The 22780-nt window shown below is 70.6% G+C and carries 21 protein-coding genes; 16 read left to right on the top strand and 5 right to left on the bottom strand.

Translation table 11 applies throughout. The features are described from left to right. Positions 1-36: 36 nt before the first annotated feature. Together cysS and RM609_RS30500 are read right to left on the bottom strand one after the other, a co-directional pair. Positions 37-1437, bottom strand: coding sequence for a cysteine--tRNA ligase (gene cysS, locus RM609_RS30495; RefSeq protein ID WP_311615196.1), 1401 nt, complete (start codon positions 1435-1437; stop codon positions 37-39). Positions 1438-1595: 158 nt separating this feature from the next. After that, complete coding sequence (locus RM609_RS30500) at positions 1596-1751, bottom strand: gallidermin family lantibiotic (protein WP_311615198.1); 156 nt, start codon at positions 1749-1751, stop codon at positions 1596-1598. Between the two features lie 476 nt (positions 1752-2227). On the opposite strand from RM609_RS30500, the gene RM609_RS30505 reads away from it, so the two are divergent. From RM609_RS30505 to RM609_RS30580, 16 genes are all read left to right on the top strand, one after another. After that, on the top strand, positions 2228-2803 hold the full coding sequence (locus RM609_RS30505) for a hypothetical protein (protein WP_311615200.1): 576 nt from the start codon (positions 2228-2230) through the stop codon (positions 2801-2803). Then, complete coding sequence (locus tag RM609_RS30510) at positions 2803-3813, top strand: LLM class flavin-dependent oxidoreductase (protein ID WP_311615202.1); 1011 nt, start codon at positions 2803-2805, stop codon at positions 3811-3813. Before RM609_RS30505 ends, RM609_RS30510 begins: the two co-directional genes overlap by 1 nt. 47 nt (positions 3814-3860) lie before the next feature. Continuing rightward, a complete protein-coding gene (locus tag RM609_RS30515) occupies positions 3861-6959 on the top strand; it encodes a lantibiotic dehydratase (protein WP_311615204.1) in 3099 nt (1032 codons plus the stop codon). After that, on the top strand, positions 6956-8341 hold the full coding sequence (locus tag RM609_RS30520) for a lanthionine synthetase C family protein (protein ID WP_311615206.1): 1386 nt from the start codon (positions 6956-6958) through the stop codon (positions 8339-8341). Before RM609_RS30515 ends, RM609_RS30520 begins: the two co-directional genes overlap by 4 nt. Then, on the top strand, positions 8338-9090 hold the full coding sequence (gene ccmA / locus RM609_RS30525) for a heme ABC exporter ATP-binding protein CcmA (RefSeq protein WP_311615208.1): 753 nt from the start codon (positions 8338-8340) through the stop codon (positions 9088-9090). The genes RM609_RS30520 and ccmA overlap by 4 nt, the downstream gene beginning before the upstream one ends. Further along, positions 9087-9908: an ABC transporter permease gene (locus tag RM609_RS30530; RefSeq protein ID WP_311615209.1), complete on the top strand. Its 822-nt coding sequence runs from the start codon at positions 9087-9089 to the stop codon at positions 9906-9908. Before ccmA ends, RM609_RS30530 begins: the two co-directional genes overlap by 4 nt. Positions 9909-9945: 37 nt before the next feature. Next, positions 9946-10422: a BlaI/MecI/CopY family transcriptional regulator gene (locus RM609_RS30535; RefSeq protein ID WP_311615212.1), complete on the top strand. Its 477-nt coding sequence runs from the start codon at positions 9946-9948 to the stop codon at positions 10420-10422. A gap of 2 nt (positions 10423-10424) precedes the next feature. Then, positions 10425-11354 carry a M48 family metalloprotease gene (locus RM609_RS30540; RefSeq protein WP_311615214.1) on the top strand — a complete coding sequence of 310 codons (930 nt, stop codon included), beginning with the start codon at positions 10425-10427 and terminating at the stop codon, positions 11352-11354. A gap of 127 nt (positions 11355-11481) precedes the next feature. Further along, positions 11482-12240: an ABC transporter ATP-binding protein gene (locus tag RM609_RS30545; protein WP_311615216.1), complete on the top strand. Its 759-nt coding sequence runs from the start codon at positions 11482-11484 to the stop codon at positions 12238-12240. Further along, positions 12237-13754 (top strand): ABC-2 family transporter permease, encoded by a 1518-nt coding sequence (locus RM609_RS30550; RefSeq protein WP_311615218.1) that lies wholly within the window; start codon positions 12237-12239, stop codon positions 13752-13754. The genes RM609_RS30545 and RM609_RS30550 overlap by 4 nt, the downstream gene beginning before the upstream one ends. Beyond that, entirely contained in the window at positions 13751-14218 is a 468-nt protein-coding gene (locus RM609_RS30555) for a hypothetical protein (protein WP_311615219.1), read from the top strand. The genes RM609_RS30550 and RM609_RS30555 overlap by 4 nt, the downstream gene beginning before the upstream one ends. Before the next feature lie 331 nt (positions 14219-14549). Beyond that, positions 14550-15536: a metal ABC transporter solute-binding protein, Zn/Mn family gene (locus RM609_RS30560; RefSeq protein WP_311615221.1), complete on the top strand. Its 987-nt coding sequence runs from the start codon at positions 14550-14552 to the stop codon at positions 15534-15536. A gap of 8 nt (positions 15537-15544) precedes the next feature. Then, on the top strand, positions 15545-16411 hold the full coding sequence (locus tag RM609_RS30565; protein WP_311615222.1) for a metal ABC transporter ATP-binding protein: 867 nt from the start codon (positions 15545-15547) through the stop codon (positions 16409-16411). Continuing rightward, the gene (locus tag RM609_RS30570; RefSeq protein WP_311615224.1) at positions 16395-17282 is read left to right on the top strand and encodes a metal ABC transporter permease; all 888 of its coding nucleotides are present in this window, start codon (positions 16395-16397) and stop codon (positions 17280-17282) included. The genes RM609_RS30565 and RM609_RS30570 overlap by 17 nt, the downstream gene beginning before the upstream one ends. Beyond that, on the top strand, positions 17279-18121 hold the full coding sequence (locus RM609_RS30575) for a metal ABC transporter permease (RefSeq protein ID WP_311615225.1): 843 nt from the start codon (positions 17279-17281) through the stop codon (positions 18119-18121). The genes RM609_RS30570 and RM609_RS30575 overlap by 4 nt, the downstream gene beginning before the upstream one ends. A gap of 41 nt (positions 18122-18162) precedes the next feature. Further along, positions 18163-18615, top strand: coding sequence for a Fur family transcriptional regulator (locus RM609_RS30580; protein WP_311615226.1), 453 nt, complete (start codon positions 18163-18165; stop codon positions 18613-18615). Between the two features lie 174 nt (positions 18616-18789). Here RM609_RS30580 and RM609_RS30585 read toward each other — a convergent pair whose 3' ends face one another. From RM609_RS30585 to RM609_RS30595, 3 genes are all read right to left on the bottom strand, one after another. After that, positions 18790-19965: a GTP-binding protein gene (locus RM609_RS30585; protein ID WP_311615228.1), complete on the bottom strand. Its 1176-nt coding sequence runs from the start codon at positions 19963-19965 to the stop codon at positions 18790-18792. A 5-nt stretch (positions 19966-19970) separates the two neighbouring features. Next, on the bottom strand, positions 19971-20141 hold the full coding sequence (gene rpmF, locus RM609_RS30590) for a 50S ribosomal protein L32 (RefSeq protein ID WP_311615230.1): 171 nt from the start codon (positions 20139-20141) through the stop codon (positions 19971-19973). Positions 20142-20402: 261 nt separating this feature from the next. Next, complete coding sequence (locus RM609_RS30595; protein ID WP_311615232.1) at positions 20403-22682, bottom strand: heavy metal translocating P-type ATPase; 2280 nt, start codon at positions 22680-22682, stop codon at positions 20403-20405. Positions 22683-22780: the final 98 nt, after the last annotated feature.

Here is a 22780-nt window from a genome sequence, read left to right on the forward strand (position 1 = left end):
TTGGGGGCCGGTCTCACCCCATCCGGAATCCGGCCGTCAGTTCGATGGCGGGGTCCAGCGAGGCCCGGAGGGGGTGTCCTCGATGGCGAGGCCGGACTGCTGGAGCTGATCGCGGATGGCGTCGGCGGCCGCGTAGTCCTTGCGGCCCCGGGCGCTCTCGCGCTGCTCCAGCACCATCCTGACCAGGGAGTCCACCACGGCGTGGAGATCATCTCCGCGACGGGTTCCGGTGCCCGCCCAGTGATCGTCCAGCGGGTCCAGGCCCAGGACGCCGAGCATGGCGCGGACCTCGGCCAGCCGGGCGACGGCGGCCTCCTTGTCGCCGGCGGTCAGCGCGGAGTTGCCCTGGCGGACGGTGGTGTGGACGATCGCCAGCGCCTGCGGCACCCCGAAATCGTCGTCCATCGCCTCCGCGAACGCCGGCGGCACCTCGGCGGCGGGCTCGACGGATCCGGCCAGCTCCACGACGCGCTGCATAAAGCCCTCGATGCGGGCGAACGCCGCCTCGGCCTCGTGCAGGGCCTCCTCGCTGTACTCGATCATCGACCGGTAGTGGGGGGTGCCCAGGTAGTAGCGCAGCACGATCGGGCGCCACTGCTTGACCATCTCGGAGACGAGCACCGAGTTGCCCAGCGACTTCGCCATCTTCTCGCCGCTGATGGTCACCCACGCGTTGTGGAGCCAGTACGAGGCGAAGTCGTCGCCGAAGGCCTTGGCCTGCGCGATCTCGTTCTCGTGGTGCGGGAAGATCAGGTCCAGGCCGCCACCGTGGATGTCGAACGCGGCGCCCAGATATTTGTGCGCCATGGCGGAGCACTCCAGGTGCCAGCCCGGACGGCCCCGCCCCCACGGCGTCTCCCAGCTCGGCTCGCCCTCTTTCGCGGCCTTCCACATGGCGAAGTCGCGCGGATCCCGTTTGCCGGTCTCGCCCTCGCCGGAGGGTTGGAGCAGATGGTCCAGGTCCTGGTTGGACAGCTCCAGGTACCCGGGGAAGGACCGCACGTCGAAGTAGACATCGCCGTCAGCCGCGTAGGCGTGGCCGCGCTCGATCAGGCCGCGCATCATCTCGACCATCTCGGTGACATGCCCGGTCGCCCGCGGCTCCACCGTCGGCGGCAGGCAGCCCAGGGCGGCGTAGCCGTCGTTGAACGCGTGCTCATTGGCGTAGCCGATCGCCCACCAGGGGCGGCCCTGCTCGGCGGCCTTCGCCAGGATCTTGTCGTCGATGTCCGTGACGTTGCGTACGAACGTCACGTCGTAGCCGCGGTAGGCGAACCAGCGGCGCATGATGTCGAAGTTCAGGCCCGAGCGGATGTGCCCGATGTGCGGCGCTGCCTGTACGGTCGCCCCGCACAGGTAGATCGAGACGCGGCCCGGGATCAGCGGGGAGAAGTCACGGATCTGCCGGGCGCCGGTGTCGTACAGGTGAATGCTCACGATAGGTGATTCCGGGGCGAGTTGGCGGCCTTCACGCGAAGAGCCGGGCGCTCCCGTGTGCAACAGGAACGCCCGGACTAGTCTCGCCTGAAGCGGACTTGCAGACGCGTAGGCGTTCAACCGCAGTGATGCACAGTCGAACACCCGCGCCCATGTGCTTACTTGCTGATGTGGCAGCCCTGGGTGCAGACGCTCGTGGTGCAGCCGGCGGCCGAGGGGCAGCCGGGGGTGCACAGCGAGATGCTGGTGATCATCGGGCCGTTGGCAGCCTGCTCGTCGTTCAGAACCTTGGCGTCGAGGTCGAAGTCAGACATCTTCGTGTCCTTTCGTGAGGTACCCGTACCGGGTCGGTGCGAACGGCCGGTCCGTTCGCCGAGACACAACCTGCCAGGGGGAATTCACGCCTCGATCACACGGCTTTCACGTGGGTGGGGTTGGCCAAAAATGGACCCTGAATGCACCGCAAATGGGGTGACGCTCGTCCGGTTCGTGAATAAACGTGCCACCTACACACAGTTGTTGGCTCATGTCTCGGTGTGACGTGGGCGATACCCCGTTGACCCAAGAAGCGCCATGTGAATAGCGTGTAACGTGCATGTGACCGCCCCATTTGATCAGGTCTGGTCGATTTTGGTGCACCGGCCGCTCTAAGGGGTGTTCTTTCGCAACATAAACGGGGTTTGGGGGACGAGTGCCAGAATTGGCATCGGATTACAAAGCGCCATGGAAAGAATCTGAGACCTCCGCATCCACGGCATTGCCGCACTTCGATCTGGATGCGCAATTAACGGTGGACATTCCGGCCCGGCTGCGGGTCAGTGTCCTGGGCCGCTACGAAGTGGACGGCCGGCCGGTCACCAGCAGCAGGGCGATGGAATTCATCACGGCGCTGGCCGTGGCGGGCGGCTCGATGAGCCGCGACGGACTGCACCATCGCATCTACGAACGGGACGTCTCCGCGTCGACACTGCCCACCCTGGCGTACCGGGCCCGGAAGCTCGGGGTCGACGTGCGCTACGAGGCCCTGGGGCGCCGCTACGTCCTGGCCGCGCCCGTCATGGTCGACGCGCTCCTGGTGCTCGGCCTGCTCAAGGCGGGCCGGGTGAGGGACGCGCTGACGCTGTATCACGGGCCGTGTCTGCCGGAGTGCGACAGTCCGTTCGCGGTCTCGTTGCGGCAGACGCTGGAGGACCAATTGGTCCGGAGCGTCCTCGACTCCGGCGACCAGGAGCTGATCAAGGCCGCGAGCCGGCTGATCGACCGGTGGGAGCTGGCGGAGCCGACCGCCACCGGGGACGACCCGTTCTGCGCCGTACTGTCCGGCTCCTACCTCCGGAGCATCGGCCTGGCCTCGGTGGACCAGTGATGAGACTGTCACTGCTGATCCCCACCGTGCCCGCCACCGCCGAGCAGGCGGTGCCGTTCGCGCGCTACGTGGCCCACGACTCCCAGCTCTCCCGCCTGTGGCAGGGCCAGAGTTACGGGCTCGAGCCCGCCGCGACCTTCGCCTATCTCGCCGGCGCCGGATATCCGGTCCCGGCCGGGACCTGCGTCCTGGTCACCCCGCTGCGCCATCCGGCCCAGGCCGCGCTGGAGGCGCGCACCGTGGCGGCGGTCACCGGGCAGCCGGCCGTCATGGGATACGGGCCGGGCAGCCGGGCGACGCAGACGGCGCGGCTCGGCGCCGCCTACGACAGGCCCGTCGACGCGGCCGCCGAGTTCATCCGCGCCACCCGGAGCTGTCTCGCGCAGCGCTGGGACCCCCCGGCCGGGGGCCCGGGCCAGGGCGCGGAACGGCCGGCGGGGGCGCCCGGGTATTTCCACCCGGGCGAGGCGTTGACGCCGGTGCCCCATCCACGGGTGCGGCTGGGGCTGGGCGTGCTGCGGCCCGCGATGGCCCGGGTGGCGGGCGAGGTCGCCGACGCCGCGATCACCTGGCTGGCGCCGGCCGGCTACATCCGGGACACCGTGCTGCCGGCGGTGGACAAGGGCGCGGAGTCCGCGGGCCGGCCCCGCCCCTCCGTCGTCGCCGCCGTACCGGTGGCCGTGGAGCGGCGCGGGCGCCACCCCGTCGAGCTGGCCCATCTGTCGGCGGGCGGGCATCTGGTCCTGCCGCACTACGCCGACATGCTGGCGCGGGCCGGGGTGGATGTACCGGCGAACGACCCGGTCTCCGCCGCGCGGGCCCTGATCTCCGGCGGTGGATTCCTCTACGGAAGTCCGTCCGACATCGCCGCCGGGCTGGCCGGCTATGCGGCGGCCGGGGTGGACGAAGTGATTCTTAATCTGACCGGCGTGCATTCCTGGTACGGCACGGACGAAACGCTGCTGGACCTCAACGACATTCTGGCCGCGACGGTCTCTGCACATTGGTGACGGGGTACTCATTCATGGCAAGTTCTGAATACCGGGTGTCGGATCGCGTGCTGATCCGAACCCCCATTCGCTCCACCGGCTTCTATCCGGACCGGCCCGCTGACGAAAACCCGCTCGATGGAATTCGCGCGCTCTGGGCGGACGATATCTTCCGGGAATCCGTCCGGGTGGCCAGTTCGGTGCTGGCCGATCAGGTGGATACGCTGCTTTCCGCCGCAGACGGCTCCGGGGACACCGACCGGAAGGAGCCGGGCGGCAAAGGCCGAAAAGAGGCGGACAAAAAGGTCCGGTCGATTCACCGGGCCCTGCTGAAGTACGCGATCCGCATCGCCACGCGCACCACGCCGTTCGGGGTCTTCGGCGGCAGCGCGCTCGCCGGGTTCGGGGACGAACCGCTGGTCCTGGGTCGGCCCGGCGAGCACCGCAAACACGCGCGCGTCGGATTCCCCTGGCTCAAACAGCTCACCGATCGCGCCGTCGCCGAACTCGGCGGCAGGATGCGGGTGGTGGCCAACCCGACCGTGTATCTGGCCGGGGACCGGATCGCGGTCATGGTGAACCCCCAGGCGGCGGACGGGAAGGTGCACGAGACGTCCAACGTCCGGTACACGCCCCCGGTGCGGCACGTCATGGGGATGGCGGGGCGGCCCGTGACGCTCACGGCGATCCGGGAGAGCCTCGGCGAGGCGTTCCCGGACGCGCCCGGCGAGGTCCTGGTCCGTTTCGTCGGCGAACTCGTCGAACGCGGCATCCTGATCCGGGAGTTGACCCCCTCGGCGTTCGACATCGACCCCGCCGCCCGCTGGAACCGCGCCGACCTGGATGAGAACGGCGAGGTGGCCGGGCGGCTGCGCACGGCACGGGAGGCCATCGCCGGCTACCGGGCGACCCGCGTCGGCGAGGGAATCGACGAACTGAACGCCGTGTACGCGGCGTTGCGCACCGACGCCAACGCCACGCAGGAGCAGCTCCAGGTCGATCTGACCCTGGCGCTGTCCGGACAGGTACCCGCCGGGGTGGCGCCCAAGGTGGAGGCCGCCGTGAGCGCGATGATCCGCATGTCGCTGCTGTCGGCGCGCTTCCCGGAGCTCCAGCGCCACACCGACCGGTTCGCCGAGGCGTTCGGCCAGACCCTCGTCCCGCTGCACCGTGTGTTCGACCCTGTGCGGGGCATCGGCGCCCCGGCCGGGTATCCGGGTTCGTCGCACCGGATGAGCGAGAGCTCGTACGGGGAGGACGAGGTGTTCCTCTACGGCCGCCGGCTGCGGGCCGAGCTGATCGACCGTGCCCGCCGCACGGGGGAGCGCACGGTGCGGATCACCGAGGACGACCTCGCCGCGTTCCCGCCCGCCCCCGGGACGCCGCCGACGAGCTACGACGTGTTCTTCCAGCTCGATGAGCTCGACGAGGGAGTGGGGAGTGACGTCCGTATCACCCTCTCCCCGATCGGCGTGGCCATCCCGGCGGGCAAGGCGAGCGGCAGGTTCGCGTACGGCGACCCCTCCGTCGACGCGCACGTCCGTGATCTGACCGCCGCCGAGAAGGCGGCCCACCCCGACGCGATCCTGTGCGAGCTCGATTACGTCAGCAACCGTTCGCGGGTGAACAACGTGGTCGTCGCGCCCAGCGTGTACGACTACCAACTCAAGGTCACGACGGGTGTGTTCGAGGACGACCCCTCGGCTCCCGCTCCCGAGCAGATCGCGTTCGCGGATCTGCTGGTCGGGGCCGACGGGGGCCGGTTCCATCTGGTCCACGCGCCCACCGGGAAGCCGGTGGCCATCCGCACGGCCAACCTCGTCAACCCGGAGATAGCCACCGGCGTCATCCGGTTCCTCCAGGAGCTCGCCCTCGACGGCTCCGTCCGGCCGGCCTGGACCTGGGGCGAGATGGAACCCCTGGTGGACTTCCTGCCCGGGGTGGAGTTCGGCGGGGTGACCCTGTCGCTGCCGACGTGGCGCGTCCCGCCGCTGTCCGGGACGCCCGACGAGCAGGACGAACGGCTGCGGCGCTGGGCCGCGGAGGCGGGGCTGCCGCAGTACGTGTACATCGGCATGCTGGACAACCGTCTCCTGCTGAACCTGTCCGACCGGATCCACCGTGACCTGCTGCGGCGGGAGGTCGCCGACGGGCACGAGAGCGTCACGGAGGCGCCCGTCCCCGGCCGGATGGGCATCGTCCGCGACCGCGACGGCCACCGCTACGCCAGCGAAGGGGTGTTCTCGGCCGTCGCCCTGCGCCCCGTGCCCGTACCGGCGCCCCCGCCCGTGCCGCGCTTCGATGTCACGGCCGACGCCGTGCGCACCCTGCCGCCGGGCACCGAGTGGTGGTATCTGCGGGTTTACGGAGACCGGGAGAACCAACAGGAGGTCCTGACCCGGATGGCGGCGGCCTTCGCGGACGTCCCCGACCAGTGGTTCCACATCCGCTACGCGGACCCGGACGACCATCTGCGCATCCGGGTGCGTTCCTCGGCGGTGCCGCTCGACCGGGTGCGCGAGGTGATCGGCGGCTGTGTCCGCGACGGTCTGGCGCATCGTTTCTCCGTCGACACCTACGTCCGGGAGCTGGAGCGGTACGGCGGCGTCGACGCGATGCCGGTCGCCGAACGGATCTTCTGCACCGAGTCCCGTTTCCTCGCCGCCCACCCGGAGCTGTGCCTGGCACCGGAGGCGATGCCGGCGGCCTACCGGCTGGAGGAGGACGAGAAGCTCGACGGCACGCTGGGCCGGATCCTCCGGGACGCCGCCCACCTGATGGACCACTACCTCGCGGCCCTGGAGCTCACCGACGAGGAGACCGCCGACCTGCTGGAGATCGTCGCAGGCGGCTACCGGTCCGAGTTCGCCTCGGCCGACCCGGGACTCCGCAAGGCGGTACGACCTCTGGTACGACAGCGGCCGTCCGAGGCGGCGATCGCGGCGGGCCCGTTGCTCCGCGACGCGCTGTCGGCGGACACCCGGGCGCTGAACCGGCTGCTCGCCAAGGACGACAGGCCGTGGCGGCTGCGGGCGATGACCCTGCAGAGCCTCCTGCACATGTTCGCCAACCGGATGGGCCTTCCCCGGAACCGCGAATACCAGGCGTTGTTCCTGCTCAGCGCCCTCAGACGATCCCAGGCCCACAGGGAAGGAGCCCGGCCGTGAACGACCAAGCAACGGTGACCCTCTCAACGCCCCCCTCACTCACCCTTTCGCCGATCGACGACACCCTTTCTCCGATCGGTGAAAGGGCCCGGAGCGCGGCCGCGGACACCGGCTGGGAGATCCTCCACCGGATGCGCGACCACACCGGCGACTGGACCGAGCTGACCGTCCCCGACCCGTTCACGGCGGAGCCCCTCAAGGCGTGGCACCCGCTCGGCACGGACCCGGGCGACCTCGGCATGGCCCTGGCCTACTCCGCCGCCGACGAGCTGCGCCCGGACGACGGCTGGGACAGGCTGGCCTTCGAGCACGCCAAGCGCCTGATCGAGGCCTACACCCACGCGGTGGACCTCGGAGTGGGGCTGTTCAACGGCACGGCGGGCGTGGCGTACGCGCTGCGCGCCCTCTCGCGCGGCGGTGAGCGCTACCGGCGCGCCCTGCACGACGTGGAAGCCACTCTGATCACCCGCGTCGACGAGCAGTTGGCCGCGCTGCCGCCCTCCGGCGGGCTGGCCAGCGACGCCTACGACGTGATCTCGGGGCTGTCCGGGGCCGCGATGTATCTGCTGGCCGCCGGGGACGCCGACGAGCGGCGGCGGGACGCGGCCGACCGCATCGTGGAGCAGTTCTGCCGCCTCGTCGTCGTGCCCCCGCCGCTGGGGCTGTGGACGCCCCCGGCCAGGATCACGGAGATCGAGCGGAACCGCTCCCCGCATCTCCACGACGGCTACCTCAACCTGGGGTTCGCCCACGGCGTCCCGGGCGTCGCCTCCGTCCTCGGCGTGGCGGCGGCGCGCGGCTCGGCCGTACCCGGGCTGCCGGAGGCGGTGAGCGCCCTGGGCGAGCTGATCACGGACTGTCTGGTGGAGACCGACTACGGCCCCGACCTGCCCTATTTCAAGCTCCCTCCGGAGCGGCAGGGCGAACAAGGGGGGCTGGCGCGGTCGGCGTGGTGCTACGGGAATCTCGGCGGGGCGGTCGCGCTGGCCAACTGCGCGAGCGTGGACCCGCGTTTCCTCGACACCGCGATCCGGCTGCTGGAGTCCGTCGAGCGGCGGCCGGTCGAGCTGCGGCACATCGACAACCCCTCCCTGTGCCATGGCATAGCCGGCCAGATCACCATCCAGCGCTACATCGCCGCGGTGGCCGCCAAGCACGGCCGTCGGTGGGCGGGACCGGGCCAGGAGACGCTGGACCGGCTGCTGGCCATGGCCGACCCGGCCGCCGCCTTCGGGATGCGGAACGACAACGTTCCGGGCGCGCGGACGGACTCTCCCGGCTTCCTGACCGGTTCCGGCGGCACGGCCGTGGCCCTGGTGTCCTTGGGTGCCGAGCGGATCACCGGCGCGGAGTACATGCTGTGCGGAGGTGTCCCGTGTTGACCGTCACCGGTATGTCGATGTCCTACCGCAAAACCACCACTCCGGTGTTCAGCGAGGTGGACTTCACCGTTCCCGCCGGCCGTCTCGTACCCGTGCTCGGATCGAACGGTGCCGGCAAGACCACGCTCCTGAAGATCCTGTGCGGGCTGATCACGCCCAACGCGGGCTCGGTGACCGTCCAGGGCGAGGACATCGTGCGCCGGCCCGTGGCCGCGCGGGCGCATCTGGGCGTCTCCCTCTACCCGGAGCGCAGCTTCTCCTTCCGGCTGACCTGCACGCAGAACCTGCGGTACTACGCCTCGCTGCGCGACCTCTACGGCGCGCGGGCCAAGCAGGAGATCGCCGGGCTGCTGGAGCGGGTGGGGCTGGCGGAGTACGCCGACACGCAGTTCATGCGGCTCTCGCTGGGCCAGCGCAAACGCCTCGGGATGGCCCGGGCGTTGCTGGGGAGCCCGTCCCTGCTCCTGCTCGACGAGCCGACGGCGAACCTCGACACCGAGAACGTCGCCCGCTTCCACGAGATCATCGCGGAACACGCCGAGGGCGGTGGCTCGGTGCTGTTCTCCACACACACCGAGGGGGATCTGGAAAAGGCCACGGAACAGTTCCTGCGGATCGCGGACAGCCGCGTCCTGTCGCTGCCGAAACCGGAGCCGAAACCGGAGCCGGAAGCGGAGCCGAAACCGGAAGCGGGGCGGGAAGCGGGGCCCATCGTGGAACCGAAGACCCTTCAGGAGGCGGGGCAGTGAGCGCAGTGAACACCGCGCGGCAGTTCGGGGTCCACGTACTCCAGATCTATTGGGAGCGCCGCTCGTACAGGACCGCCATCGCTCTGGGCACCGTCACGTCCCTGATCTCCTTCGTGCAGTTCCTCCTCATGGGCAAGTTCCTCCAGGACGGAAACACGTTCGCCGGAATTCAGGGATACGGCGGCAACATCATCAGTTTCCTGATGTCCGGATCGGTGTTCACCGGCTTCGTCGCGGTCAGTCTCGGCTCGTTCAGCAACCATCTCCAGACGGAGCAGCGGACGGGCACGCTAGAATCCGTGGTGGTGATGCCGGTGCCGCTGACGCGGGTCATGCTGTACTCCGGCGTCGTGGGGCTGATCGGCACCACGGTCGGTTCCGTGGTCATGTTCGGTGTGTTCGGGGCCTTCTTCGACATTCCGATCTCGGTGAACCTGCTCGCCACGATCGCCGTTCTGGCGCTGGTGGTCGTCACGTTGGGCAGTTTCGGGCTGGCGGGCTGCGGGGTTCTGCTCATCACCAAGCGCGGTGATCCGGTGCGTTGGGGCATCACCACGCTGACGACGCTGCTGTCGGGGGTCATGTACCCGATCTCGATCCTCCCCGGGTGGCTCCAGTCCGTGGCGTGGGCGCTGCCCACCACGCAGGCGCTGGACGGGATCCGCAAGTCGCTGCTGGTGGACGCGGATCTGTCGCAGGTGGCGCCGTCGCTGCTGCACATGGCGATCTGGTCGGCGGTGATGCTGCCCATCGGGCTGATCACCTTCTCGGTGGGCATGTCCCGTGCCAGACAGGCGGGTTCGATCGGCGAATACTGATCGCCTACGCGTGCCATGAACTGCTATGGTGCGTAGCATGTCAGCGTGGAGAGGTTCTCGGGGCCAGGGCCTGGCAGGGCACTTCGGGCCGCTTGAGCTGGCGATCCTGGATGTCATGTGGTCGTCGGGCGAGCTGGATGTGAGCGCCTGCGCCCGGCGGCTCGACGGCGGCCAGGCGTACACCACCGTCAAGACGGTGATGGAGCGCCTGGTGGTCAAGGAGCTGCTGGCCCGCCGCAAGGAGGGCCGCCAGTACGTGTACTGGCCGAGCTCCACCCGGCGCGAGGTCGAGCAGCGCGTGGCGGCCGAGCAGGTGCGCCAGGTGGTCGACGGCTTCGGGGACCTCGCCGTGGCGAACTTCGTCCGGACGGTGAGCGGCGATGCCGATCAGCTCGCGCAGGTACGCGCGCTGCTGGCCGGCATCGCCGATCCGTCCGGCACCGGTTCCGGAATGGGTTCCGGAACCGGTTCCGGCAAGGACGAATCCGAGGGCACGGCGGGGGTATCCGCGTGAATATGAGCTGGCTGGGCTACCCACAGGTGCTGCTCGCCTGGTGGTGCCCCCTGGTCGCCGTCGGGCTGTGGCACGCGCTGCGGCGGCTGTCGGCGCGGTTACCGGCCCGGGAGCGTTTCGCCCTCGCGGTGGGGCTCGCGGTGACGCCCTTGCTGGCGACGGCCGTTCCCTATATGCCGCACAGTCCGCTGCGCGACGCGCTGCCGTGGCGGGCGCCGATGGCCTGGGGCATCAGCAATGGCATCACGGGCATCGACGGACAGCATGTGCTGCAGGCCCTGGGGGCGCAGCTGATGCTCGCCGCGTCGGTCGTGCCGCTGGCCTCGATCGCCGTGTCGTTCGTCGCCGGGGCGATCCAGGTGGCGCGCACGGGGCGTACGGTCGCGTTGCTCGCGCCGCAGCAGTGCGGCGATGTGTGGATCGTGCACGGCGAGGGCCAGGCCGAGCAGGGCCTGGCGAGCACGGTCGGCCTGGTACGGCCCCGGATCATCCTCGGCTCCGCGGTGGCGGACTCCTCGGACGCCTCCGCGATCATCGAGCACGAGCGCGCCCACGCGGGGGCGTATCACCCCCTGTGGATCTTCCTGGCCACCTGTGCCCTGCGGTCGTGGTGGTGGATTCCCGGCCGGAAGGCGGTCCTCGCCGAAGTGCGGCTCACCGCCGAGCTGTGGGCCGACCAGAACGCCCGTGAGGCCGACGGCGCCGCTGCTGTGGCGAAGGCGCTGTGCGCGCAGATAGAGGCCAAGGCCCGGCCGGGCCGCCCGGATCTGTCGGCCACGGGTGCCAGCACCGGATTCCTCGACCCCGGGATCGAACTCGCCCACCGCGCGCGGGCGTTGGCGGCGCCGCCGCGGGTGATGCCGGCGTGGCAGGCGTGGCCGGTGCGGATAGCGACGGGGGTGCTGGTGAGCGCAGTGAGCATCCTGCTGTGACGGCGATTGTGGCGGCGATTTCCGCTGATTCCTCCGAAGACTTGAGCTTGTCGTAAAAGAAATCACGTGTGTGGTGGGGCATCCCCACACTCACAAGTGCTACGCCATGTAGCAGAAGGGAGAGATCATGTACTCGGCGGCGATTCCGGAGATGCCCACCGGGGGCACACCGGTGATCGAGACCAGGGGCCTGTCCAAGGCGTTCCGGCGCTCGACAGCGGTCGACTCCGTCGACCTCACCGTGCGACCGGGCCGGATCTACGGCCTGCTCGGCCCCAACGGTGCCGGCAAGTCCACCACCCTGAAGATGATCCTGGGCCTGTTACCCCCCAGCGCCGGGGAAGTACGGCTGTTCGGGCAGTCGTGGAACAGGCCCGCGCTGTCCCGCATCGGGGCGAGCATCAACGGCCCCAGCTTCTACGGCCATCTGTCCGCCCGCCAGAACCTCATGGTCCACGGCCACCTCCTCGGCGTCCCGGAGGCCGAGGTCGACCGGGTGCTGGCCTCGGTCGAGCTGAACGCCTCGGACCGCAAGAAGGCCAAGAGCTTCTCCACCGGCATGAAGGGCCGCCTCGCCCTGGCCATCGCCATGCTGGGCAACCCGGACGTCCTCATCCTCGACGAACCGCAGAACGGCCTCGACCCGGAAGGCATCGCCGCGCTGCGCACGACGCTGCGCCGCTTCACCGACACCGGCCGCACCATCGTGCTCTCCAGCCACCTGCTGGGCGAGGTCGCCTCCGTCGCCGACGACATCGGCCTCATCGCCCAGGGCCGCCTCCGCTACCAGGGCCCGCTCGCCGACCTCGCGCCCGACGGCGACCTGGAGCGCGCCTACTTCACCCTGACCGGCGCCGGGCACGGGGCAGGGGCGATGACGTCATGACCACCGCCCTGCCCCCGTCCCCCGTACCGGGCCTGCCCGCCACGCTCCGCGCGGAATTCGCCATCTGGCGGCGCAGCGCCGTGACGTATCTGCCCCTGGGCGGGCTGGCGTTCGGGCTGGTGAACACCGCGTTGTACGTCTCGACCGGGTCCGCCCAGGCCGGGACGGGCAAGACCTGGCACGACGTCCTCGGCTACCAGAACCTGTGGGCGATGTTCGTCGGCCCCATGCTCACCGCGCTGCTGGTGGCCACCGCCACCCGCGTCGACGACACCGCCCGTGGCGGATCCACCTGGTACCGGCCCGTGAACCCGCTCTACCGGCACATGAGCCGGTTCGGCGTCCTGGCCCTGCGGTCACTCCTGCTCAACGTGCTGGGCGGCGTCACCCCGCTGCTGATCGTCGGGCTGATGAACTCCGCGCAACGGGTCCCCCTGGACCGTGCGGTCGAGGCCGTCGTGGTGCCCTGGCTGTCGCAACTCGGCATGCTGGCACTGCTCCTTTGGGTGGCCCGGCAGACGCCGTGGTCGGTCGTGCTCGGCGTGGGCTTCGCCTGGACGATGCTGGCCGTCGTGAACGCCGAGTCCGCGTCCTGGGCGGCCCTGCCGTTCACCTGGCTGGACCGCGGCGCGCTGCCGCTGATCGGCACCCACGCCAACGGCGTGGCCCTGGAGGCCCACTCCGCGCTCGCCGAAGCCTCCCCGTGGCCGCCCACGATCCTGGGCGCGCTGCTGGCCGTACCGTTCCTCTTGCTGCCGCAGCTGCACCTGCCTCGTACCGCTACGCAGACCGCCAAGCACCGTACGACGCCGACGCGGGCCGCCGGTGCGGCACCGTCCGCGGCTGCCGCCGCACCGGACATCCGCCCGGGTGCTCCCCGCGTCCTGCCGGCCGTGGCCGGCATGCTGCGCGGCACGTCGCTGACGTGGATGTGCCCGGCCGCGGTCGGGCTGATCGCCCTGTGGCTGTCCTGGCACGACCCGAACGTGAGCATCCAGCTGTTCACGCTGCTGATCCTGCCCATCGGCACGCTGGTGCTGGGCCTGGTGGCGTGGAGCGCCGTCGGCCAGGGCTGGCGGGCGGTCGCCGCCCGCTCCACCGGCGCGGCCAGGCCGGCCCTCGCGCTCACGGGCATAACGGTCGGCATCGCGGTCGCGATGTCCCTGGTCATCGCCCTCGTCTATCTGGTGGCGGGCATCCCGGCCGGTCACGCCTGGCCCCTCGCGGTCACCGGCGCGGCGGTCGGCGGCATGCTCACCTCGTTCAGCCTGTGGCTGGCCATGCGCACGTCGCAGGCGGTGGCCGTGGTGGTCGGGATCATCGGGATCCTCGTCGGCGTGCTGGTCGGCGGCACCACCATGCAGCAGACGCTGTGGCCGGTGATCCCCTACTCCTGGGCGAACTACCTCGACCTGCACCGCATGTTCGTCACCGTCCCCATCAGCGTCGCGGCCATCGCTCTCCTCACCTTCGGCATCACTCACGCGGCACGAAAGGCGGCGGGAAACTCATGATCACTCGTACTCGCGGGACGAGGGTCCGCGCGCTGGCCCTGGCGGCCGGGGTGCTGGCCGGCGCCGTACTCGTCACGGGCTGCTCCGAGGAGCGCGACGCCGTCCTGAAGTGGCCGGGCGCCGAGAGCAACCCGCAGGCGGTCACCTCCGACCAGTTCGGCGCCGCGTGGCCGCTCAAGCCCGACAAGGGCAAGGTGGCCTGCAACACGACGCCGTACAGCGGCTTCGCCATCACCTTCACGGCGCCCGACGGCAAGATCTACGCCCTCAACAACGTCGCCCACGACGAGAAGGGCTACCCGAGCGTCGACGAGATCAAGGGCACGTCGGGAAAGATGTGGCGGCTCCGCTCCTTCGGCATGCAGATCTGCTCCCTGGAACGCGCCCGCAACATGCGCTCGACCCCACCGGCGACCCCGCCGCAGACCCACGCCCCGACCCCGCCCGCCACGACGAACCCCTGATCACAAACCCCTGATCACAAACCCCTGATCACAGATTCCTGATCCACGAACCCCTGATCCACCACCCCAGGCGGTGCCCCCGGAGAGAGCCCACTGATGACCGGGCACCCCCGTCTCTCCGGCCACCGCCCGTGAAAGCCCCCTCCGCCCCGCCGCAACGCGGGCGGAGGGGGCTTTCTGGCGCTAGCCCGGATGGTTGTACTCCGGTCAAAGGATGGCAACGGTTTTCATCTGTAGTTGATATGAAAATCATTCCCATCTACGTTCGTGAGTGAGTCCCGCACGCCGGAGCGGGCCCCAGCGACACCGGCACCGTCCGAAGGAGCCCCCCATGCCCACCGCCGCCCCGTCCCGATTTCCGCGACCATCCACACGAACCGCCCTCGTCGCAGCGGTGGCGGCCCTGACGGCCGTGACCGCCACCGCCTGTTCGACCTCGTCTCCCTCCGGCTCGAAGGCGAGCGGTGGCGCGTCGGACTCGAGCGGCCACGGTTCGGGCAAGGCGATCCAGGTGGTGGCGGCCGAGAACTTCTGGGGGAGCATCGCCGCGCAACTCGGCGGCGATCACGTCCACGTCACCAGCATCATCGCGAACCCCGACGCCGACCCGCACGACTACGAGCCGACCGCCGCCGACGCCCGTGCGGTCGCCGGCGCCCAGTACGCGATCGTCAACGGCGTCGGCTACGACACGTGGGCCGACAAGCTCCTCGCCGCCAACCCGGGCAGCGGACGCGCCGAGCTCAAGGTCGGCGACCTGGTCGGCGTCAAACCCGGCGGCAACCCGCACCGCTGGTACGCGCCGGCCGACGTCCACAAGGTGATCGACAAGATCACCGAGGACTTCAAGAAGGCCGACCCGGCCGATGCCGCCTACTTCGACCAGCGCAAGAAGGACTTCGAAGCCAAGGACCTGGCCGCCTACGACAAGCTCATATCGGATATCAAGGGCAGGTATCAGGGCACGCCCATCGGTGCCTCGGAGTCCATCGTCACCCCGCTCGCCGAGGGCCTGGGACTGAAGATGCTCACCCCCGAGACGTTCCTCGGGGCGATGAGCGAGGGCACCGACCCCACGGCCAAGGACAAGGCCGTCATCGACGACCAGATCAAGAACAAGCAGATCAAGATCTACGTCTACAACTCCCAGAACTCGACCCCGGACGTGCAGGCACAGGTCAAGGAGGCCAAGGACGCCGGCATCCCCGTCGCCACCGTCACCGAGACCCTCGCCCCGGCCGACGCCACCTTCCAGCAGTGGCAGACCAGCCAACTCCAGGGCATCGAACAGGCGCTGGCCAAGGCCACCGGGCGATGAGCCGGGTCATGGACCGGGCGACTGCGCTGGGCGGGCCGCGTCTGCCCGCCCCGAAGGGGGAACGCGGCCCCGTGCTCGAACTGCGCGGCGCCGCCGCGCGGGCGGGCGGCCGCACCTTGTGGTCCGGAGTCGACCTCACGGTCCGGGCGGGGGAGTTCACCGCCGTCCTCGGCCCGAACGGGGCCGGCAAGTCCACCCTCGTCAAGATGCTGCTCGGCGCCGCGCCCGTCGCCGCGGGCGAGGTACGGATCCTCGGATCCCGTCCCGGCCAGGCCAATCACCGCATCGGATATCTGCCGCAGCGTCGCAGCTTCGACGCCTCGATGCGCATTCGCGGCATCGACGTCGTCCGCATGGGTCTGGACGGCGACCGCTGGGGCGTTCCGCTGCCGCTCCCGGGCCCGCGTCGCCGGGCCGCCCGCGCACGCGTGGACGAGGTCGTCGAGCTGGTCGGGGCGAGTACGTACGCGCACCGGCCCATCGGGCAGTGCTCCGGCGGCGAGCAGCAGCGCCTGCTCATCGCCCAGGCCCTTGTCCGCCGTCCGCAATTGCTGCTGTTGGACGAGCCGTTGGACAGCCTGGACCTGTCCCACCAGGGCGGGGTGGCCGCGCTGATAGGGCGCATCTGCCATCGGGAGAGTGTGGCCGTGGTGATGGTGGCCCACGACGTGAACCCGATACTGCACCACCTCGACACGGTGCTGTACCTGGCCGAGGGCGGGTCTGCCACCGGAACGCCGGAGGAGGTCATCACCTCCACCACTCTGACGCGGCTCTACGGAGCACGCGTGGAGGTGCTGCGGGCCTCCGACGGGCGGCTGGTCGTGGTCGGCCGGCCGGAGACGACCGGAGGTGGTCATGCCGCTGTCGGCTGACGTCATCCCGCCGTCCTGGTCGTGGAACATCGTGGCGGACTTTCAGCAGATGTGGTCGTACCCGTTCATGGTCAACGCCTTCCGCGCCGGGGCGATCGTGGCCGTGGTCGCGGCGGTCACCGGGTGGTTCGTGGTCCTGCGGCGGCAGACGTTCGCGGCCCACACCGTCTCCGCCGTCGCGTTCCCGGGTGCCGCCGGGGCCGTGCTGCTCGGATTCGGCGCGGCCTACGGGTACTTCACGCTCTGCGTCGCCGCGGCCCTGGTCATCGCGGCCGTCCGGGGCGGTGGCGACGGCGAGGAGTCCGCGTTGACCGGGACCGTCCAGGCGTTCCTCCTCGCCTGCGGTTTTCTCTTCATCGCCCTGTACAGGGGATTGCTGGAGGGGCCGCAGGCGATTCTGTTCGGCACCTTCCTCGGCATCACCACCACCCAGGTGACCGTCCTGCTCTGCGTGGGCATCGCCGTACTCGCGGTGCTGGCGCTCATCGGCCGGCCGTTGCTGTTCGCCTCCGTCGATCCGCGGGTCGCCGCGGCGCGTGGTGTTCCGGTGCGGGCGCTTTCGGTCGTCTTCCTGGTGCTGCTCGGGGCGGCGACCGCCGAGGCGAGCCAGATCACCGGGACTCTGCTGGTCTTCGCCCTGATGGTGATGCCCGCCGCCACCGCCCGAGCCGTTACCGCCCGCCCGGCCGTGAGCCTCGCCCTGGCCGTGCTGTTCTCGCTCACGGCCATCTGGATGGGGCTGATCGCCGCCTATTACGCGCCCTACCCGCTGGGCTTCTTCGTGACCTCGTTCGCCTTCTCCGGATACGTCCTCACCTTGGGCGTGCGCGCACTGCACGGGTCCCTGTCGTCCAGGGGAGTCGCCGCATGACCGCCCTGTTGTCCTCCTCGCCGTTGTCTCAGCCGTTCTTCCAACACGCCGTGCTGGCCGGAACGTTGATAGCGGCCGCCTGCGGGTTGGTCGGCTACTTCCTCGTGCTGCGGGCCCAGGTCTTCACCGCCGACGCGCTCAGCCACGTCGCCTTCACCGGCGCCATGGCCGCGCTCGCCTTCGGCGGCGACCTGCGCCTGGGGCTGCTGGCCGCGACGGTCGCCGGCGCGCTGCTCTTCGGCGCGCTCGGCCGCCGGGCCCGCCCGGACGACGTGGTCATAGGGAGTGTCTTCTCCTGGGTGCTGGGCCTGGGCGCGTTCTTCGTCACCCTCTACACGACCTCCCGCAGCACGGCCGACGGCTCGGCCGGGGTCAGCGTCCTGTTCGGTTCGATCTTCGGCATTTCCGCGGCACACGCGGCGACTGCTGCCCTGCTGGCCGCCGGTGTCTGCCTGGTGATGCTGGTCGCCGCCCGCCCGCTGCTGTTCGCCACGGTGGACGAAGCCGTGGCCGCGGCCCGTGGCGTCCCGGTCCGGCTGCTCGGTTACGGGTTCCTCGCCGTGGCCGGGGCCAGCGCCGCCGAGGCCACCCAGGCGGTCGGCTCCCTGCTGCTGCTCGGCCTGCTCGCCGCCCCCGCCGGAGCCGCGATCCGGCTGACCGACCGCCCCTACCGGGCGCTCGCCCTCTCCGTCGGCCTCGGGGTGACGGAGATGTGGGCGGGATTGTTCGCCTCGTACACGGTGCCGCAGATGCCGCCGAGCTTCGCCATCATGGCCACAGCCACTACCGTCTACGCCGCGACTTTCCTCATACGGCGCCCTGTCCCGCGTACTTGCTGAGCCACGAGAGGTACGAGAGGTACTAGCGGAGGAGCACCGCGATGGCAGACGACCGACAGCGGGCAACCGTGCACGACATGGCGCCGATCGGCCGCGCCACACAACAACGCGCCGTCGTGCTGGGGGCCCTTGTTGTGGCGGAAGGTTTCATCAGCGCGCAGGCCCTGCACAAGCGGCTTGTGGCCGGAGGCTCGCCCGTCGGTCTCTCCACGGTCTACCGCACCCTCACCGCGCTGGCCGGGGCCGGCCGTGCGGACGTCGTCCGCGACACCAACGGCGAGCGGCTCTTCCGTCACCGCCCCGGCCCCGACCACCGCCACTACCTGATCTGCACCGAGTGCGGAGTCAGCCTGCCCGTCGAGTCGGGCCCGGTGGAGAAATGGGCGGACCGGATCGCCCGGACCTCCGGGTTCGCCGACGTCCGGCACGCCGTCGAGCTCTCCGGCGTCTGCCCGGACTGCGGCCGGAAGGCGGATCAGGAACGAAGACCCTGAAGGTCAGTGGTCGTCCCAGTGCCCGTCGTGGACGTAGTCGGTGTGGTCCTCCTGCGCCTATGAACGATGACGGGACGGATGCCGGCGCCGCCTCGCAGAGTGCCGCCCCGCCGGGTCACCCCCGGCGGGACGGCTGACGTCCGGCCTCACGCCCGGGCACTCATGCTCGGGCACTCACGCCCGGGCTTCCGCCAGGCCGTGGGCGTGCTCGCACGCGGCGTCGTCCAGCCCGTGAGCGTCCCAGGCGGGGAAGGGGTCGGCCCAGGACGTCCCCGCCTCGTCCGGCCGTACAAGGCAGGCGGACAGCGCCTGCCGCAGCGTCTCCGGGCGCAGCTCCGTGCCGATGAAGGCGAGCTCCTGCCCCTGACCGCCGTGCTCTCGGACGCCGGCGGGCTCGAACCGGGCCACGGCTCCGGCCTGCGACCACAGCCCTGTCACCCGGTCACGCCCGGCCAGCCAGAAGAACCCCTTGGAGCGCAGCACGTGGCCGTACGCCCCGGAGTCGAGCTCCTCGGTGACGAACCTCCACAGCCGTTCCGGGTGGAAGGCCCGCTCGGCGCGGAAGACCACCGAGGAGATGCCGTACTCCTCGGTCTCGGGGGTGTGGTCGCCGTTGAGCTCCATGACCCACCCGGGCGCCTGCTGGGCACGCTCCAGGTCGAAGAGACCGGTGCCGAGGATTGCTGCCGCGTCCACCCGGCCGTGCTCGGCCGGCACGATGCGGGCGGCCGGATTGAGACGGGCGAGCGCCGCCCGGAGCCGTTCGGCATCCGCCGCGTCCACCAGATCGAGCTTGTTGACCACGATGACATCGGCGAACTCGACCTGGTCCATCAGAAGATCGCTCACCGTCCGCTCGTCGTCCTCGTACTGGTCGAGGCCGCGCTCCACCAGGCCGTCGCCGCCCCCGAGCTCGGGGAGGAAGTTCGCGGCGTCCACGACGGTGACCATGGTGTCGAGCCGGGCGAGGTCGCTCAGCGTCGCGCCGTCGTCCCGGGGGAAGGCGAAGGTGGCGGCGACGGGCATCGGTTCGGAGATCCCGCTCGACTCGATGAGCAGGTAGTCGAAGCGGCCTTCGCGGGCCAGCCGGTCCACTTCTTCGAGGAGATCGTCCCGCAGCGTGCAGCAGATGCAGCCGTTGGTCATCTCGACCAGCCGCTCCTCGGTCCGCGACAAGGCGCCTTCTCCGCCCCGCACCAGCGCGGCGTCGATGTTGATCTCGCTCATGTCGTTGACGATCACGGCGACGCGCAGCCCGTCGCGGTTGGCGAGGACGTGGTTGAGCAAGGTCGTCTTGCCCGCTCCGAGGAAGCCGGACAGGACGGTCACCGGCAGCCGTCGATCAGCCATGGCCGTCAGCCCTCCGGGTGCAGCAGCCCGCGCTCGTACGCCTTCACCAGGCGCTGCGGCACCAGGTGCACGGCGCCTTCCACGGTGACGGGCACCAGCTGGGGCGTGCTCGCCTTCCACTGGGCGCGGCGGTGTCGGGTGTTGGAGCGGGACATCTTCCGCTTGGGCACGGCCATGGGAACGGGACCTCCGTCGTCGGTACGTGCCGTCACGCTATCTGAAAACGGAAACCATTACCAAGATGGAAGTGTTCGGGACGCTGTGACGGCGGCCTTCGCGGAAGCGTGTGCGCAGACGGCGGACCGTGCCCGGTGCCCTGAGAGGTACGGGGACGGCGCTGCGGCATAGCCATTGAGGCGCCAAGTCGGCCAGGGGCCGGGTCCGGCGATCACCGGACCCGGCCCCTGGCCGGTTCATGAAGTCTCGCGTCGTATGGCTCAGCTGAAGCGGCGGAGCCGGAGGCTGTTGGTGACGACGAAGACGGAGGAGAAGGCCATGGCCGCTCCGGCGATCATCGGGTTGAGCATGCCGGCGGCCGCGAGGGGGAGGGCGGCGATGTTGTAGCCGAAGGCCCAGAAGAGGTTGCCCTTGATGGTGCCGAGGGTGCGGCGGGAGAGCCGGATCGCATCGGCGGCCACCAGCAGGTCGCCCCGTACGAGGGTGAGGTCGCCGGCCTCGATGGCCGCGTCGGTGCCGGTGCCCATGGCCAGGCCGAGGTCGGCGGTGGCCAGGGCGGCCGCGTCGTTGACGCCGTCGCCGACCATGGCGACCGAACGGCCCTCGGCCTGGAGGCGCTTGACGACGTCGACCTTGTCCTGGGGGAGGACCTCGGCGATGACCTCGTCGATGCCGACCTCGCGGGCGACGCTCTCGGCGACGGCCTTGTTGTCACCGGTCAGCAGGACCGGGGTCAGGCCGAGGCGGCGCAGCTCGGCGACGGCCCGGGCGCTGGTGTCCTTGATGGCGTCGGCCACGGTGAGGACGCCGCGGGCCTTGCCGTCCCAGGCGACGGCGACGGCGGTACGGCCCTCGGCCTCGGCGGTCGCCTTGGCCGCTGCCAGCTCGGCGGGCAGCTCGATCACCCACTCCGAGAGCAGCTTCTCCCGCCCGACGAGGACCGCGTGACCCTCCACGACTCCCTGCACGCCCAGCCCGGCGATGTTCTCGAAGCTCTCCGGTACGGGCAGGCTGCCGGTGCGCTCGGCGGCGCCGTCGGCGATGGCGCGGGCGATGGGGTGCTCGGAGGCGTGCTCCAGGGCGCCGGCCAGGCGGAGCAGGTCCTGCTCGGAGACGCCGGGGGCGGTGATGACCTCGTGCAGGGCCATGCGGCCGGTGGTGACGGTGCCGGTCTTGTCCAGGACGACGGTGTCGACGCGGCGCGTGGACTCCAGGACTTCGGGGCCCTTGATGAGGATGCCGAGCTGGGCGCCGCGGCCGGTGCCGACCATGAGGGCGGTCGGGGTGGCCAGGCCCAGGGCGCAGGGGCAGGCGATGATCAGCACGGCCACGGCGGCGGTGAATGCGGCGGTGGCGTCGCCGGTCACGAACAGCCACGTCAGCAGCGTGCCGAGGGCGATCAGCAGGACGACGGGGACGAAGATCCCGGAGATGCGGTCGGCCAGGCGCTGGACGGCGGCCTTGCCGTTCTGCGCGTCCTCCACGAGCCGGGCCATACGGGCGAGCTGGGTGTCGGCGCCGACGCGGGTGGCCCGGACGACCAGGCGGCCGGAGACGTTGACGGTGGCGCCGGTGACGGCGTCGCCCACGGTGACGTCCACGGGCACGGACTCGCCGGTCAGCATGGAGGCGTCGACGGCCGAACCGCCCTCGGTGACCGTGCCGTCGGTGGCGATCTTCTCGCCGGGGCGTACGACGAACAGGTCGCCGGCCGCCAGTTCCGCTACAGGGATGCGGACTTCGCGTCCGTCGCGCAGGACGGCCACGTCCTTGGCGCCCAGCTCCAGCAGCGCCCGCAGGGCCGCGCCGGCCTTGCGCTTGGACTTCGCCTCCAGATAACGCCCGGCCAGGATGAAGGCGGTGACACCGGCGGCGGCCTCCAGGTAGATGGAGGAGGAGCCGTCCGTGCGGGAAACGGCGAAGTCGAAGCCGTGGCGCATGCCCGGCATCCCCGCGTGGCCGAAGAACAGCGCCCACAGCGACCAGCCGAGCGCGGCGAGCGTACCGATCGACACGAGGGTGTCCATGGTGGCGGCCCCGTGCCGGGCGTTGGTCCACGCCGCCTTGTGGAAGGGCAGCGCGCCCCACACCACCACCGGCGCGGCCAGTGTCAGGGACAGCCACTGCCAGTTGTCGAACTGCAGGGCCGGCACCATCGCCATCAGCACCACCGGCACTGACAGCACCAGCGACACCAGCAGCCGCTGCCGCAGGGCTCCGGTCTCCCCACCGTCGGCCGCCTCGGCGGCTTCCGGCCGGCCCGTCTCCGTCGCCGCCACCGGCTTCGGCGGCTCCTGCGCCGTGTAGCCGGTCTTCTCCACGGTGGCGATGAGGTCGGCTATCCCGGTCTCCGGCCCGTAGGAGACCTTCGCCTTCTCGGTGGCGAAGTTGACCGTGGCCGTGACGCCTTCCATGCGGTTGAGCTTCTTCTCGATGCGCGCCGCGCAGGACGCGCAGGTCATGCCACCGATGGAAAGTTCGACTTCGGAGGCGGCGGGCGCGGCGGTTGCCGGGGCCTTCTCGAGAGCGGTGCTGGTCATACGGAGTCTCCTGGAGGAGGGCCGGAGCTGCGGGCGTCCATATCAGTGGAGCGGCACGATCCGGCGGTACCGGGAACTGTGTACGGGGTGGGGGTATC

The sequence above is a fragment of the Streptomyces hesseae genome, assembly GCF_031845785.1.
Lineage (GTDB): Bacteria > Actinomycetota > Actinomycetes > Streptomycetales > Streptomycetaceae > Streptomyces > Streptomyces hesseae.